Genomic DNA, 15775 nt, shown 5'->3' on the forward strand with positions numbered 1-15775 from the left:
GCCGGTTTTGAGGAAATGGGTTTGGTCGTGGCAATGCCCTGCCCAGGCCCCATAAAAACCGCATTCAGCGGGCATAAAAGCGAAAGTCTTGCCTTGGCGGCGCGGGTTGGTCTTGCTAACCTGCCGTCAATAATTTTTGAATATGTCGGTACACATGCGCCACACCCTTCCCCTTGCGCCACAGTTTTATGTGACGGCCCCGCAGCCCTGCCCCTATCTGGAGGGCCGGATGGAGCGTAAGTTGTTTACGGCCCTGCAAGGCGAGCATGCGCAAAAGTTGAACGATTCGCTGTCAAAGCAAGGGTTTCGCCGGTCGCAGAATGTGCTGTACCGCCCGTCTTGTGCGGAATGTTCGGCCTGTTTGTCGGCGCGGATCCGGGTGGCCGATTTTGTACCGTCCCGCACGCAAGCCAAAGTGTTGCGGCGCAATTCGGGGTTGGTGCGCAACGCCACCAGCCCTTGGGCCACCGAAGATCAATACGCGCTGTTCCGCCGGTATCTGGATTTTCGCCATGCCGAAGGTGGGATGGCGGATATGGACATTTTTGAATTCGCCGCGATGATTGAAGAAACGCCCATTCGCAGCCGGGTGATTGAATATTCCGAAATCGGGGGGCGCGCGCCCGGCGATTTGTCGGCGGTGTGCCTGACGGATGTGTTCGATGACGGGTTAAGCATGGTCTATTCGTTTTATGACCCCGATTTGGCGCCACGGTCCTTGGGGACTTTCTTGATTTTGGACCATGTTGAAATTGCGCGCGCTGCTGGTTTGCCTTTTGTTTATCTGGGCTATTGGGTGCCGGGCAGTAAGAAAATGGGCTATAAGGCTGGGTTTTCGGGGTTGGAAATTTACAAAGCGGGCGCGTGGCAGCCTGTGGGCGACCCTGCCGATCACCGCGCGGAATTGCACCCTTTGTCGGTGGACCCGATTGCCGAGCAAGTCGCGCGCATCAGTTTGCCCGATGGGCGCGTGCGCAAAGACAGCGTGTCAGAGTTTCCGGACCTGCCGCGCAACCGCTAAGACCATCCCTTTTTCAAGAAAAATTTGCACGCGGGGCGGGGAGCCGGTAGCGTTAACCTCGTTTTAAGCGGGCGCGCGCATGATGCGCATAGTCTGGCGAAGAAAGAGGCGTTTATGTTTCCGATGCGATATCCCCCTTTGGCATTGGTGCTGTTGGCGGTGCCCGTGGGTTTTTTGGTGTCCGCCTATCACCCGATTTGGGGCGGGTTGATTTTGATCTCCGCGATGTCGCTGTCGGCGTTGGGGCTGTTTGATTTGACGCAACCGCACAGTTCGGTGCTGCGCAACTATCCAATTTCGGCGCGGTTGCGGTTTTTGCTGGAAACATTTCGCCCCGAAATTCGGCAGTATTTTGTGGAAAGTGATCAGGATGCGACGCCGTTTTCGCGCGAACAGCGCGCGCTGGTGTATCGCCGGGCCAAAGGGATTGACGGGTTGCGCCCGTTTGGCACGCAATTGGATGTGGAAAAGCTGGGGCATGAATGGATCAACCATTCGATGCAGCCTTCGCATTTGGCGAGCCATGATTTCAGGGTGAAAATTGGGGGGGCGCATTGTACGCAGCCCTACAGCGCATCGGTGTTGAACATTTCTGGCATGTCTTATGGCGCGCTGTCACCCACCGCGATTGAGGCATTGAACAAGGGCGCTGCCGCGGGTGGGTTTGCCCACACCACGGGCGAAGGGTCGATTTCACCCTTTCACCGGGCGGGGGGCGGCGATTTGGTTTGGCAAGTCGCGTCTGGATATTTTGGCTGTCGCACCCCCGATGGCAGCTTTTCTGAGGAAAAATTTACCGCCAATGCCGCGTCTGACCAAGTCAAAATGATTGAGGTGAAGTTGAGCCAAGGGGCAAAACCGGGGCATGGCGGGATATTGCCGGGCGCCAAAGTGACAGAGGCGATTGCGGAAGCGCGCGGGGTTGAGGTGGGCGAAGATTGCATCAGCCCATCGTCCCATTCGGCGTTTTCCACCCCGTTGGAGCTGTGCGCGTTTTTGCAGCAGCTGCGCGAATTGTCGGGCGGCAAGCCCGTGGGGATAAAGCTGTGTGTGGGGCACCCGTGGGAATGGTTTGCGCTGGCAAAGGCCTTTGCGCAAACGGGGCAATCGCCGGATTTCATCACCGTGGACGGGGCTGAAGGCGGCACGGGCGCTGCCCCTGCGGAATTTGCCGACCATTACGGCGCACCGCTGCGCGAGGGGTTGATGCTGGTGCATAACACGCTGCAGGGCCTTGGCATACGCGACCGGACCCGGATTATCGTGTCGGGCAAGCTGATTTCGGCCTTTGATATTTGCCGCATGTTCGCGTTGGGGGCGGATGCGTGCAACATGGCGCGCGGGTTCATGTTTGCCATTGGCTGTATTCAAGCGCAGGCCTGCCATTCCGGCAAATGCCCGACGGGGGTGACAACCCAAGACCCCGGGCGGTACCGCGCGCTGGTGGTGGATGATAAATATCAACGGGTTGCCAAGTTTCACGCCAACACAATGCACACGCTGAAAGAGGCGATTGAGGCCAGCGGGTTGCAACATCCACGCGATTTGACCGCGCATCACTTGATGATTCGGGTGAACAGCCGCGAGGTGCGATCTGCGGCCAGCCAATATCATTGGCTGGAACAAGGGGAATTGCTGGGCGCAGATGTTAGCCACCCGGCCTTTGCCAAATATTGGGACCATGTGCGCGCAGACAGTTTTGCCATTGCGATTTAGGGTGGTTTGCCAAAGCGCTGATTGCAGAGCATAAAAAAGGCCGCCCAAGTTAGGGGCGGCCTTTTTGGTGATATGTGCCGCTTAGCTGAGCAAGTTAGGCACAATGGTGACGATCCAAGGGAACATATAGAGGAGCAAAAGCGCACCCACTTGGATCAACACAAAGGGGATCACACCGCGGTAGATATGGCCTGTTGTCACCTCTTTCGGGGCGACGCCGCGCAGATAGAACAGCGCAAAGCCAAAAGGCGGCGTGAGGAAGGAGGTTTGCAAGTTGACCGTGATCATGATGGTAACCCAAGACGGATCGAACGTGCCACCATAGATGACAGGCCCCACGATGGGCACCACGATGTAGATGATTTCCAAGAAATCCAACACAAAGCCAAGGATGAACAGCACCAGCATCACGATCAGGAAAACGGTAAGTTCATTGTCAAAGCTGCGCAGGAAACTTTGGATGTAGTGTTCGCCGCCAAAGGAGATGAGGACGAGGTTCAGGATCTGGCTGCCAATCAGGATGGCAAACACCATCGAGGTGACTTTGGCGGTTTCGCGGACAATCGGGGTCAACACCCGGTTGCGCCACAAAACCCAGCAGGCATAAAGCAGGCCAAACATCGCAAAGGAATAGGTGGCTTGGGCAACGCCCCACGCGATCCATTGTTCGGTTGTGGTGACGCCGACGCCGACGCGCAGATCAAAATTGACGCCGACAAGGATCATGACGACGATTGAAAACGCGGTCATCAAGATGATGGTGCCCGCTTTGTTCAGATCGCCCAGCTTGCGGTAAGCGGCGAGCAAGATTGCGCCCCCTGCCCCCAGTCCGGCTGCAGGCGTTGGGTTGGTGATACCGCCAAGGATGGAGCCGAGGACTGCGATGATCAAGATCAGCGGCGGGAAAACCACGCGAATGAGTTCATTGCGGGCCAGCATGCCCGTGGCGAAATACGCCCCGTAAAAGGCCAGCGCCAAGGGAAGCGCCAGCAGCACAACCGTCGTGCCGGGGGTGGCGAGCGGGGAGATGAGAAGCGTATCGACAAGCAGCCCAAGGGCCACCCCGCCCAGACCGATCCACAAAGGACGATGATCGGCGGAGGGGGCCACCCCGCGTGCGGTGGTCAAAATCAGCGCAAGCAGCAAGAAAATCACGCCAATTCCGGTGCCAACGGGCGCGCGGCTGTCAAGTTTTTCAGCTCGTGCGATGTCAAGTTCCGCATCTGTCAGCGCGATGGATTTGGCCACGCCGCCCGAGGCATCAATGTCGGCTTGTTGCTGCACAGCGGCGTCCCAGCGGGCTTGGCCGTGCAGTTCGATCATCGAGGCTTTGCACTGATCGGACACGCGTGTGCGCAGATCTGCGGTTTGACCCGCATCCGAAAAGCTGTCCACGGTCAGGTCTTGGTTGCCGATCAGGTTGACCTGCATCGCCAAAAACAGACCCCCAATCAGCGCCACGGGGACGCCAAGGAACCACGTTGTTGCGTCCGAACGAGTGATCACCTCGCCACGGGCGGCGGCGTCGAAGCGAACGGCGGGCGCCTTGGACGGGTTCAGCATCGCAAAGCCAAAAGCATAGGCGGCGTAGAGCACAGCCAGCATAACGCCCGGCAGAATGGCGGCTTGAAACAGCGTCCCGACCGAGACAACGGCGGCGGTGCCAAGATAGGTCAGCGCATCAGAACAGCCTGCGGTTTGCGCCCGAATTTCCTGACCTGCGGCGTAAAGATCGCCCGCCATCGTGCCCAAAAGCACGATCACGATGGACGGGGGGATGATTTGGCCCAGCGTGCCAGAGGCGGCGATAACCCCGGTGGCAAGCTGCGGCGAGTAGCCCGCGCGCAGCATGGTGGGCAAGGACAGCAGGCCCATCGTGACCACAGTCGCGCCCACAATCCCGGTGGAGGCGGCCAAAAACGCGCCGACCACAACCACGGCCACGGCCAGACCACCCGGCAGCGGGCCAAAAACGCGGGCCATTGTTGTCAGCAGATCATTGGCGATTTTGGAGCGTTCCAGCGTGATGCCCATCATGACGAACATCAAAACCGCCAGCAGCGTTTCAATCGACGCGCCAGCGATAACGCGTTCGTTCATCCGGTTGACGATGAACGACAGGTTGCGGTCCATCGCCACTTCCCAGCCTTGGGGGAACAGCGGTTGCGCTATCAAGGGCAGTTCGGGATATCGGAAATGGGTGATGTCGATCTGGCTGATGCCTACGGCCTGCAAGGCGCGGTAAGCGTCCGATCTGGTATCGACGGCTTGGTGGATCAGCAGCCCCGCCGTGTCCAATGATGCGATGATGCCAAAGGCGATAATCCCTGCCCCACCGATGGAAAACGCCACCGGAAAGCCGGAAATAATGCCCGAAAACAGGCACAAGAATACAATGATGAGGCCAACCTCAATCCCGTCCAGTCCAAATAACATGGGGGTTTTGTCCTTTAATGAGCGTTGTTGGCAGAGGTATCCACCGCAGAATCCAGATCGAGGTACTTATTCGCCTCCGCCTCACCCTCGCGCCATTCGAGCATGGAGCGATAGAAAAAGGCGATAGCGTGGAGAAACACCAAGGCGCAAAACGACAGCATCAGGAGTTTGAACAGATAGTAGGCGTCAAACCCGTTGGGCGAAAAGCCAATGGTTTCTACGTTCCATTTCATCACATTCGATTTGCGCAGGATTTGTTCCAAGCTGTCAGAGGCGGACACTTTGGGCGTGATCAAGCTGCGCCACATGAAATACCACGCGAACATCCAAGTGAGGATGGCGGTGGACATCATGAAAAACAATGCGCCCATCATATCGACCACGCGCCGCGCGCGGTAGCTGATGCGGGCATAGATAAGGTCGACGCGGACATGGCCACCTTGGACAAATGTGTAGGTGACGCAAAGGCAAACGATGAGGGAGTTATAAAGCTTCAGCTCCTCTGACCACCAGCTGAGATCGTGGGAAACGAAGCTATAGCCGGGCCAAAGCGGATAGCCAAAGGGCGAAAACGGGCCGATTTCAATGGCGGCCACGCGGAAAATACGCTGCAAAAACACGATGATGATTTGCTGCAACACCATAAGCAGGCCAAACCATGCGACCGCACGGCCCAGCGTGTTGGCGAACCATTCCAGCCCGCGCACCACGCCCCACATGATGGATTTGCGCCAAATGCCAAGGCCCGTGAGACAAAGGAATATCGTGAACACAACAAAGAAGAATTCAGAGCTGCCACCGTAATACACGAAACGGCCAAGCGCTTGTTTCGCTTCGGGTGTGGCGAGGCCACCCAATTCACCCAACCATGACAACCATTCCCCCGGATGCGTGATCGCATGGAAGAAGTGAAGGACCGACAGGCCGATGTTCGTGAAAAATAAGGAAATGCTGCTGAGCATTTCTACCCTCCCCCTGAGGTGTCTTGCTGATTTTTATGCGCAAGAGTTTTCCCCCAGCGCGTGGCCGGGGGGTAAGTGTCGTGGCCGATATGGCTTACATGGTTTGTGTGCGGGTCCGCTGACGGGTATAGGCTCCGTCAGATTTGTCGATCCACGCGGCCGAAGATTTCATCGACGGCATGTAGCTGTCATAGACGCGCTTATACAGCTCGTCGCCCATGTTTTCGTCATGCACTTCCTGGCTTGCCTTGGCAAATGCATCCCAAACGCTGTCCGGAAATTCCAGCGTTTTCACGCCAGCCGCCTGCAAACGGGTCAATGCCGAACCGTTGTTGGCGAGGAACTGAGACAGGCTCCACTGATGGCCTTCGCCTGCCGCAACTTCGACGATTTTTTGCTGGGATGGGGTCAAGCTTTCGAACACGTCGCGGTTCATTGCAAGCGACAGACCTGCGCCCGGCTCATGGAAGCCTGCGGTGTAATAGAATTTGGTGATTTCTTGGAAACCGGCCTTTTCATCGGCCCAAGGACCAATCCATTCGGTGCCATCAATAGCACCAGATGCCAGCGCTTGGTACACTTCGCCGCCGGGCAGGTTTTGCACGGATGCGCCCAGCTTGCCCAACGCAAGACCACCAAGGCCGGGCATACGGAATTTCAAACCGTTAAAGTCATCTGCCGAAGTGATTTCTTTGCGGAACCAACCGCCGGCTTGCGCGCCCGTGTTGCCACCAAGGAACGACTTGAGGCCAAAGGTTTTGCCCAATTCGTCGTGGAATTCATGGCCGCCGCCCTGATAGTACCAGTTTACCAATTCTTGCGCGGTCATGCCCATCGGCACGCAGGTAAAGAAGGCATAGGCAGGGTGTTGACCCACAAAGTAGTAATCGGCGCCGTGATACATATCGGCCTGACCGGAGGTTACAGCGTCAAACACCTCAAACGCGCCGACGAGTTCGCCCGCGGCCTTAAGGTCGACAGTCAACTGGCCATCGGTCATTGCGGTGATCATATCGGCATCGCGCTGCGCCGAATCGTGCACGCCAGCAAGGCCACGGCCCCATGTGGTCACCATGGTCAGGGTGCGGTTGCCTTGGGCATACATTGGGGCTGCCAGCGTGCTTGCGGCGGCGGCGGTGGCACCACCGATGGTGGCTTTGGTCAAGAATGAACGACGATCCATAAAGTCTCCTCCCAGAGAGAATGACCCTGCCTTTGCGGCGGGGCGGATTTGAACGTGAAAAACCTTAGCGGCGGAAATCTGCGCATGAAATACCTAATACTGCGTAGATCGCGGGTTATATTGGCAGTCACTTTAACCAATTGGGGCTGTTAGCGCTGTCATGGGTGCAAGGGGCGCTCGTTATGCCTATGGCTTGACGCAACGCCCTTGCCTTACGATTCTGTGCGGGCCTTGATTTTGGAAAGGAATATGTGCGCCAGCGCATCGCCCAGTTTTTTGCAGGCAAGCTGACCTATGGTCAAAAGATTTTTCTTTTGGCCACGGTGCCGCTTGTGGTGGCAATGATCACGGTGGGATTTTTGGTGCTGCGCGAGTCGCGCCAGATGGCTGACCGCGAGATTGCAGGGTTGGAGGCGCAATTGATCGCCGCGAAAAAGGCGGAGCTGCGCAATTACCTGTCGATTGCACGCACGGCGTTTGGCCCGATTTATGGCAACGCCCTGCCCGATGATGAAGCGGCCAAGCGTGCTGTGATGCAAATTCTTGCCGCCATGACTTACGGGTCTGAGGGGTTTTTCTTTGCCTATGATTACGATGGGAAAAATCTGGTTAGCCCGCGCCAGACTTGGCTGATTGAACGCAATTGGGCGGGGCTGCATGATGAAAACGGTGTGCCTGTGGTAGATGAGGTCATCCGGCTCGCGCGGCAAGGATCGGGGTATCACAGCTATACTTGGCCCAAACCGAGTTCGGGGCAGCCTGCTGCGATGGTATCATATGTGATCGGGTTGCAAGATTGGCGGTGGGCGATCGGTTCTGGGATTTTCATTGATGATGTTCTGGCCTCTGTCGCGGCGGCGCGGGCAGAGACAGAGGCGCGGGTGCAGCGCACGTTTCGCTATATCGCGGCGATCACGCTGGCATCGGTGCTGGCTGTGTTTTTGTCGGGGTTGATGCTGAACCTGCGCGAACGCAGGCTGGCCGAGGATAAGCTGAAAGCGTTGACCCAGCGCGTGTTCGAAACCCAAGAGGAAGAGCGCGGGCGCGTGGCGCGTGAATTGCACGACAGCATCAGCCAGATTTTGGTCGGCGTGCGCTATATCTTGGAACTGGCGCGGCGGCGGCAAGCCACGGGCGACGACCGCGCGGGCGAAAGCCTGAATTCCGGCATCGACCATCTGAACGGCGCCATCCAAGAGGTGCGCCGCATCAGCCGCGATCTGCGCCCCGGCGTGCTGGATGACCTTGGCCTTGGCCCTGCCCTGCAATCGCTGGCCGAGGAGTTTGGCAAGCGTACGGGCATAAAAGTGACCTATGAAACCAACCCATTTCGCAACCGATTGGATCAAAACAGTAAAATCGCATTGTACCGTATTGCCCAAGAGGCGTTTACGAATATCGAACGCCATTCCGGCGCGACTGAGGTGACAATGCTGGTGCGTGGCACCAAATCCGGCGCTTTGGTGCGCATTGCCGACAATGGGCGCGGGATGCCTGCGCAACGCAGCGACACCCCCGGCCTTGGCCTGCGCAATATGGCCGAACGGATGGAACGTTTGGACGGTACTTTGCGCATTTTACCCAACAAACCGGGTGTAGTGATTGAGGCGCAGGTGCCGCTAACCCATATGCTGCCCCCCGCCGGACCACCGCCCCCCCAGACAAAGGCCACCCCATGACCCAGCCCAATCCCGTTTTGCCCATTCGAGTGTTAATCGTCGATGACCACCCCATGGTCGCCCAAGGCATCAGCGCGATTTTGGAAACCTATGACGATATCGCGGTGATTGGCACGTTGTGTAACGGCCGCGCGGCGATTGACCAGATCGCAGCACTTGACCCTGATGTGATGCTGCTGGATTTGAACATGCCGCAGGTCAATGGGTTGACGGCGTGTGAGATTATTTTGGAAAAACGTCCCGACACACGAATTTTGATCCTGTCGATGCATGACAGTCCCGAATATATCACCACAGCCCTTAGCCACGGCGCGATGGGGTATTTGCTAAAGGATGTCCCGACCGAGGAGGTGAAGCTGGCGATTGACACTGTAATGGCGGGTCAACGCTACCTTTGCGCCGGGGCGGCGAGTGCGATCAAACCCACACATGACGGCGCGCGCGAAGCGTTGACCAACCGCGAACAGACGATTTTGCTGGAACTGGCGCAGGGCAAATCGAACAAGAATGTCGCCGCCAGCTTGGACATTTCGGTGCGCACGGTAGAAACGCACCGCAAAAACATCAAACGAAAGCTGGGCATCGCCTCCACCGCCGGGCTGACGCGCTATGCGATGGAACATGGGGTTTTGCAGGGCACAGGAAACTGATCTTGCCATTCATCTTGGCTTAAATACCTAAACCCCATCGGCACCCAAGCGCAACAGCTGGGCATTGCACCGGGTCAAATTCCGCTTCTTACGTCATAACCCGTCATATTGAAACTTTCGATACGTTTTATTCACGCCTGCGACACTTTATTCCGCCCTTTGGGTGTTGACGCGCCTTTTGGCCCGCCATAAGGTCGCTCAAGTTTGAATGGGTTGGCAAAGGGTTTGACAGATGGATGATCTTGTCGTCGGCATTTTGAAAAGGCGTATGGGCGGGTAGGTTTTCCCCTTTCACCCCATGCGCCCCCGATTGACCCTCGGGGGCTTTTTGTTGCGTTAAGGCGGCCCGCAAGGGCGGCAAAAAAGGATAGATACGATGGCACAGATGACTGGCGCGGAAATGGTGGTTCAGGCCTTGAAGGATCAAGGGGTTGAAGTGATCTTTGGCTATCCCGGTGGGGCCGTGCTGCCGATTTATGATGCGATTTTCCGGCAAAACGACATTCGCCACATTCTGGTTCGCCATGAACAAGGTGCTGTTCACATGGCCGAAGGCTATGCGCGGTCCACCGGAAAGCCCGGCGTGGTTTTGGTGACATCGGGCCCCGGTGCGACCAATGCGGTGACAGGTTTGACCGATGCGCTGATGGACAGCATCCCCTTGGTGGTTTTGACGGGCCAAGTGCCGACGTTTATGATTGGCACCGATGGGTTCCAAGAGGCGGATACGGTGGGCATCACCCGGCCTTGCACCAAGCACAATTGGTTGGTGAAAGACACCGATAAGCTGGCCGAAACTTTGCATCAGGCGTTTCATGTGGCCACCAACGGCCGCCCCGGCCCAGTGTTGATTGATATTCCCAAGGATGTGCAGTTTGCCACCGGCGAATACATGCCGCCGCAAAAGGCAAAGGTGTCGCATTACCAGCCACGTCTGAAAGGCGACATTGAGGCGATCACCCGCATGGTGGAAATGATGGAAACCGCAGAGCGGCCGTTGTTCTACACCGGCGGGGGTGTCATCAACTCTGGTCCCGCTGCCAGCCAATTGCTGCGCGAATTTGTGGAAGCGACAGGGTTTCCCATCACATCGACCCTGATGGGTTTGGGGTGTTATCCGGCATCGGGCGACAAGTGGTTGGGCATGTTGGGCATGCACGGCACCTATGAGGCCAATCTGTCGATGCATGGCTGCGATTTGATGTTGAACATCGGTGCGCGGTTTGATGACCGGATTACCGGGCGGATTGCAGATTTTTCGCCAAACAGCCGCAAAGTGCATGTGGATATTGACGCGTCATCCTTGAATAAGGTGATCCGTGTGGAAGTGCCGATTTTGGGCGATGTGGGCCATGTGTTAGAAGATGCGCTGCGCCTGTGGAAAGCGCGCGGGCGCAAGGTGAACAAGCCAGCACTTGCCAAGTGGTGGAAGCAGATTGCGGAATGGCGGTCGATCAATTGTCTTGATTACAAAGGGTCGGACACGATCATCAAGCCGCAATATGCGTTGCAACGGCTGGAGGCGTTGACCAAGGGGATGGACCGTTACATCACCACCGAAGTAGGCCAGCACCAGATGTGGGCCGCGCAATACCTTGGGTTTGAAGGGCCGAACCGTTGGATGACCAGCGGCGGATTGGGCACGATGGGATACGGCTTGCCCGCGTCGATTGGGGTGCAGATTGCGCATCCTGATGCGTTGGTGATCAACGTGGCGGGCGAGGCGTCATGGTTGATGAACATGCAAGAAATGGGCACGGCCATTCAATTTCGCGCGCCTGCCAAGCAGTTCATCCTGAACAACGAACGGTTGGGCATGGTGCGCCAATGGCAAGAGTTGCTGCATGGCGAGCGCTATTCCCAAAGTTGGTCCGAAAGCTTGCCGGATTTTGTGAAACTTGCCGAGGCGTTTGGGTGCAAGGGCATCCGGGTGTCGGACCCGAAGGATTTGGACGATGCGATTATGGAGATGCTGCGCTATGACGGGCCGGTGATTTTTGATTGTTTGGTGGAAAAGCATGAAAACTGTTTCCCGATGATTCCATCTGGCAAGCCGCATAATGAGATGTTGTTGGGTGATGCAGACACGCAGGGGGTTATTGGGGAAAAGGGCGCGGTTTTGGTTTAAAGCGCGGTTTTTGTGATCAACGCCGGGGGTTTCAAACCCCCGGACTCCCGTGGGATATTTTTAAACAGAAAAAAGAAGGGAGCAGGCTGATGTCGCCGCTCAATATCAAACAAGGGTCTACCAGCCATTCGGCCTATGATTTGCGTGACCCCAATGGAGATGTGATTGAACAGCACACATTGGCGGTGTTGGTGGACAATGAAAGCGGCGTTTTGGCGCGGGTTATTGGGCTATTTTCGGGGCGCGGGTATAACATCGACAGCCTGACCGTGGCAGAGGTGGACCATGAGGGGCACCGGTCGCGCATTACCATTGTGACGCGTGGCACGCCGCAGGTGATTGTGCAAATTAAAGCGCAGCTGGGGCGGATTGTGCCGGTGCATGAGGTGCATGATTTGACCGTGGACGGGCCATCTGTGCAGCGCGAATTGGCGCTGTTCAAGGTGGCGGGTAAGGGTGATGCGCGGATTGAAGCGTTGCGGTTGGCCGAGATTTTCCGGGCCAATGTGGTGGACAGCACGTTGGAAAGCTTTGTGTTTGAAATGACGGGCACGCCGGAGAAAATTGATGCTTTTGCCGATTTGATGCGGCCTTTGGGCCTGCGTGAGATTGCGCGTACCGGGGTTGCCGCATTGTCGCGCGGGGCGTAACTTTCAGGTATTGCGGATTTAAGGGGGGCGCTGTGGTGGCACCCCCCGTTTTGTTTAGCGGCCTTCGAATTTCGCGGGACGTTTTTCGAGGAAGGCGATCACGCCCTCTTTGAAATCATGGGTTTGGCCGCATTTGCCTTGCAGCTGCGCCTCCAGCGTCAGTTGTTGATCGAGGGTGTTTTCAAAGCTGGCGCGGATGGCCGTTTTGACGCTGTGATAGGCGGCGGTCGGACCCGTGGCCAATTGCGTGGCACGCGCGCGCCAGTGGGTGTCAAAATCGGCATCGGGCAAGGATTCGTAGATCATGCCCCAATTTGCGGCCTGATCGGCACTGATTTTATCGGCAAACAGGGCAGCCCCCATCGCGCGGGCAGCCCCGATTTGACGCGGCAGCCAGTAGGTGCCGCCAGCATCGGGGATAAGGCCGATGCGGGTGAACACTTGGATAAAGCTGGCCGATTGCGCCGCGATCACCACATCGGCGGCAAGCGCAAGATTGGCCCCGGCCCCTGCGGCGGGGCCATTTACCGCCGAAATTGTGGGTATCGGGCAATCATAAATGGCGCGGAGCAAAGGTTCGTATTCGTCACGCAAAGTGCGTTCGAGGTCGATGTTGGCGATTTTGGCCGCGTCCCCAAGGTCTTGGCCAGAGCAAAAGGCGCGCCCTGCCCCAGTGATGACCAAAGCACGGGCAGATTTGCCTGCCGCCTTGACCGCGAACAACAGCTCCGCCCGCATTTGGGTGGACAGCGCATTCATCACCGCAGGACGGTTCAGCGTTATGATGCCAAGGCCGCCTGTTTCGGTGTAAGTGATCGTGTCGTAAATCATGGCTGACGTCCTTTTGGGTTTGGCCGGAACATAGCCAAACCTGCCCCGCCTTGGCGAGGGGAACGATACGTCACTCGCGCATAATTTCTGCCAGCCGCTTTTCTTCATCGGTGGACAGGGTTGCGGGCGCGGTTTCCGTAAGCGTGCGGCGCCGACGGACATAGGTGAAAGCGATGCCACCACCGACTAGCAGCATCAAGGGACCAGCGTACCACAACAAAAGGTTTGCCCCGGTGGAGGTGGGGTTTAGCAGCACATATTCGCCATAACGGGCCACGATATAATCCATTGCGGCGCTGTCGCTGTCGCCCGCAACAAGGCGTTCGCGCACCAGCAAACGCAGATCGCGGGCCAGATCAGCGTTGCTGTCGTCGATATTTTCGTTGCGGCACACAAGGCAGCGCAAATCCTTGGACAAGGCGCGCGCGCGAGATTCCAATGCGGGGTCTGACAGCACCTCGTTGGGTTGCACGGCCATGACCGGGGCGGGCATCAGCGCCCCGGTGGCAAGGGCCAAAGCGAGGACAGTGGCACGCATCATTCGGCTGGCACCGCTGCTGGTGTTTTGGGGGCGCGGCTGCCTGCGGCGACGCGGTAACGACGATCTGCCAAGCTGATGAAACCGCCAAGCGCCATCAGCATGGCCCCGCCCCAAATCCAATTTGCAAAAGGTTTGAAATAGCTGCGCACCGCCCAAGAGCCGTTTTGCTGCAAATCACCGATGACGAAATAGAGGTCGCGGGTGAAGCCGTAATCAATGCCCGCCTCGGTCGTGGGCATGGCGGCCACGGGGTACACGCGTTTTTCTGGGAAAACCGTTGCGATATCGCGGCCGTTTTTGGTCACTTCAAACCGAGCCATTGTGGTGAAGTAATTGGGGCCAGTGGTTTCGTCGACGGAGGCAAGCTTGACGGAATACCCTTCCAGATCATAGCTTTCACCGATATTCATGGTGCGAATATCTTCGACCTGCCACGCCATCATGGCGGCCACAGCAAAGACGGTGACGCCAAAGCCACCATGCGCCGTCGCCTTGCCCCAATCGGCGCGCGGCAGCCGGGTGAGACGCGCAAGGCGGCCCAGCACAGGCCCACGCCCGGCACGTTGCCAAAGTTCGGTCAGCGCACCAAAGAGAACCCAAGCGCCAAGGCCAAGGCCAATGGGGCCAAGGGCCGTGCGTCCGGTTTGCATCGCATAGCCAAGAAGGCCCAAGGATACCGCCAGCACCAAGGCTGGGATCATCACTTTGAACGACCGCCCGACAACCGCGCGTTTCCACGGCATGATTGCGCCGATGGGCAGCAATAGGGCGAGGACCACCATAAAAGGGGTGAAGGCCGCATTAAAAAACGGCTCGCCCACGCTGAGTTTACGGTCCCAAAGCAGTTCAGCGACGAGGGGCCAAATGGTGCCAACGAACACGACAAAGCAAGACACGGAGAGCAGTAGGTTATTGGCGACAATCGCGGATTCGCGGCTGACGGGAGCGAAGAGGCCTTTTGCCTCCATCGCGCTGGCGCGGAAGGCGAAAAGGAGGAGCGCGCCGCCCATGAAAAAGCCAAGGATCATCAGGATGAACACGCCGCGTTCTGGATCATTGGCAAAAGCGTGGACCGAGGTGATGACGCCAGAGCGCACAATGAACGTGCCGATCAGCGAAAAGCCGAACGCGAGGATGGCAAGAAGGATGGTCCATGCTTTCAGCGACTCGCGCTTTTCCACCACGATGGCCGAGTGCAAAAGGGCTGCACCGATCAGCCACGGCATAAAGCTTGCGTTTTCGACCGGATCCCAGAACCAAAACCCGCCCCAACCAAGCTCGTAATAGGCCCACCATGAACCGAGCGCGATGCCGATGGTCAAAAACACCCAAGCAGCAAGCGCCCAAGGGCGCACCCAGCGGCCCCAAGCGGCGTCGACGCGCCCTTCGATCAGGGCGGCAACAGCGAATGAAAAGGCGACGGAGAGGCCTACATAACCGAGGTAGAGGAAGGGCGGGTGGAAGGCCAAACCGGGGTCTTGGAGCAGCGGATTAAGGTCGCGACCGTCGAAAGGTGGCACCTCAAGGCGTAAAAAAGGGTTGGAGGTGAGCAGCATGAAGAGAAAAAACGCCACACCAATGCTGCCTTGGACCGAGAGCACGCGGGCGCGCAACGTCGGCGGCAGGTTGGAGCCGAACCACGCGACCGAGCCGCCAAACAGCGCAAGCATCAAGGACCACAGCAAAAGCGACCCTTCGTGGTTGCCCCAAACGCCGGACACTTTGTACAGCATGGGTTTAAGCGTGTGGGAGTTTGCGACGACCAAGCTGACAGAAAAATCTGACACAACAAAAGCATAGGTGAGGGCGGCAAAGCTGAAGGCAACCAGCACAAATTGTGCGCTTGCCGCCGCCTCACCCACCGCCATCCAGCCGGCCCAACGTTTGTGCGCCCCAACCAACGGCACGACCGTTTGGATGATGGCAACAAACAGCGCGAGGATAAGGGCAAAATGGCCGAGTTCGATGATCATCGGGG

Annotated in this window: 12 protein-coding genes; 6 read left to right on the forward strand and 6 right to left on the reverse strand. The window is 57.6% G+C overall.

The window, feature by feature from the left end; translation table 11 throughout:
• Window positions 1-154: 154 nt before the first annotated feature.
• The gene (locus BMY36_RS05105; protein WP_050519067.1) at window positions 155-1021 is read left to right on the forward strand and encodes an arginyltransferase; all 867 of its coding nucleotides are present in this window, start codon (window positions 155-157) and stop codon (window positions 1019-1021) included.
• A 123-nt stretch (window positions 1022-1144) separates the two neighbouring features.
• Window positions 1145-2737: an FMN-binding glutamate synthase family protein gene (locus tag BMY36_RS05110; protein ID WP_050519123.1), complete on the forward strand. Its 1593-nt coding sequence runs from the start codon at window positions 1145-1147 to the stop codon at window positions 2735-2737.
• 81 nt (window positions 2738-2818) lie between these two features.
• Here the strand turns inward: BMY36_RS05110 and BMY36_RS05115 are convergent, their stop codons facing one another.
• The 3 genes from BMY36_RS05115 to BMY36_RS05125 all read right to left on the reverse strand — a co-directional run bounded on the left by BMY36_RS05115 (window position 2819) and on the right by BMY36_RS05125 (window position 7318).
• Window positions 2819-5173 carry a TRAP transporter large permease gene (locus BMY36_RS05115; RefSeq protein ID WP_050519068.1) on the reverse strand — a complete coding sequence of 785 codons (2355 nt, stop codon included), beginning with the start codon at window positions 5171-5173 and terminating at the stop codon, window positions 2819-2821.
• Between the two features lie 14 nt (window positions 5174-5187).
• Window positions 5188-6135, reverse strand: a complete 948-nt coding sequence (locus tag BMY36_RS05120; protein WP_050519069.1) for a TRAP transporter small permease subunit — start codon at window positions 6133-6135, stop codon at window positions 5188-5190.
• Between the two features lie 94 nt (window positions 6136-6229).
• A complete protein-coding gene (locus BMY36_RS05125) occupies window positions 6230-7318 on the reverse strand; it encodes a TRAP transporter substrate-binding protein (protein WP_050519070.1) in 1089 nt (362 codons plus the stop codon).
• A 341-nt stretch (window positions 7319-7659) separates the two neighbouring features.
• Here BMY36_RS05125 and BMY36_RS05130 point away from each other — a divergent pair, with 341 nt between their 5' ends.
• The 4 genes from BMY36_RS05130 (at window position 7660) to ilvN (ending at window position 12425) form a co-directional block, all read left to right on the forward strand.
• Entirely contained in the window at window positions 7660-8997 is a 1338-nt protein-coding gene (locus tag BMY36_RS05130) for a cache domain-containing protein (RefSeq protein ID WP_082224794.1), read from the forward strand.
• Window positions 8994-9647, forward strand: a complete 654-nt coding sequence (locus BMY36_RS05135; protein ID WP_050519071.1) for a response regulator transcription factor — start codon at window positions 8994-8996, stop codon at window positions 9645-9647. The genes BMY36_RS05130 and BMY36_RS05135 overlap by 4 nt, the downstream gene beginning before the upstream one ends.
• A gap of 376 nt (window positions 9648-10023) precedes the next feature.
• A complete protein-coding gene (locus BMY36_RS05140; RefSeq protein WP_050519072.1) occupies window positions 10024-11775 on the forward strand; it encodes an acetolactate synthase 3 large subunit in 1752 nt (583 codons plus the stop codon).
• A gap of 89 nt (window positions 11776-11864) precedes the next feature.
• Entirely contained in the window at window positions 11865-12425 is a 561-nt protein-coding gene (gene ilvN, locus BMY36_RS05145) for an acetolactate synthase small subunit (RefSeq protein WP_050519073.1), read from the forward strand.
• Window positions 12426-12479: 54 nt separating this feature from the next.
• Here ilvN and BMY36_RS05150 read toward each other — a convergent pair whose 3' ends face one another.
• From BMY36_RS05150 to BMY36_RS05160, 3 genes are all read right to left on the reverse strand, one after another.
• The gene (locus BMY36_RS05150; RefSeq protein ID WP_050519074.1) at window positions 12480-13256 is read right to left on the reverse strand and encodes an enoyl-CoA hydratase-related protein; all 777 of its coding nucleotides are present in this window, start codon (window positions 13254-13256) and stop codon (window positions 12480-12482) included.
• A 70-nt stretch (window positions 13257-13326) separates the two neighbouring features.
• The gene (locus BMY36_RS05155) at window positions 13327-13794 is read right to left on the reverse strand and encodes a cytochrome c-type biogenesis protein (RefSeq protein WP_050519125.1); all 468 of its coding nucleotides are present in this window, start codon (window positions 13792-13794) and stop codon (window positions 13327-13329) included.
• Entirely contained in the window at window positions 13794-15770 is a 1977-nt protein-coding gene (locus BMY36_RS05160; protein ID WP_050519075.1) for a heme lyase CcmF/NrfE family subunit, read from the reverse strand. Before BMY36_RS05160 ends, BMY36_RS05155 begins: the two co-directional genes overlap by 1 nt.
• Window positions 15771-15775: the final 5 nt, after the last annotated feature.

Source organism: Pseudorhodobacter antarcticus (assembly GCF_900110135.1).
GTDB classification, from domain to species: Bacteria; Pseudomonadota; Alphaproteobacteria; order Rhodobacterales; family Rhodobacteraceae; genus Pseudorhodobacter; species Pseudorhodobacter antarcticus.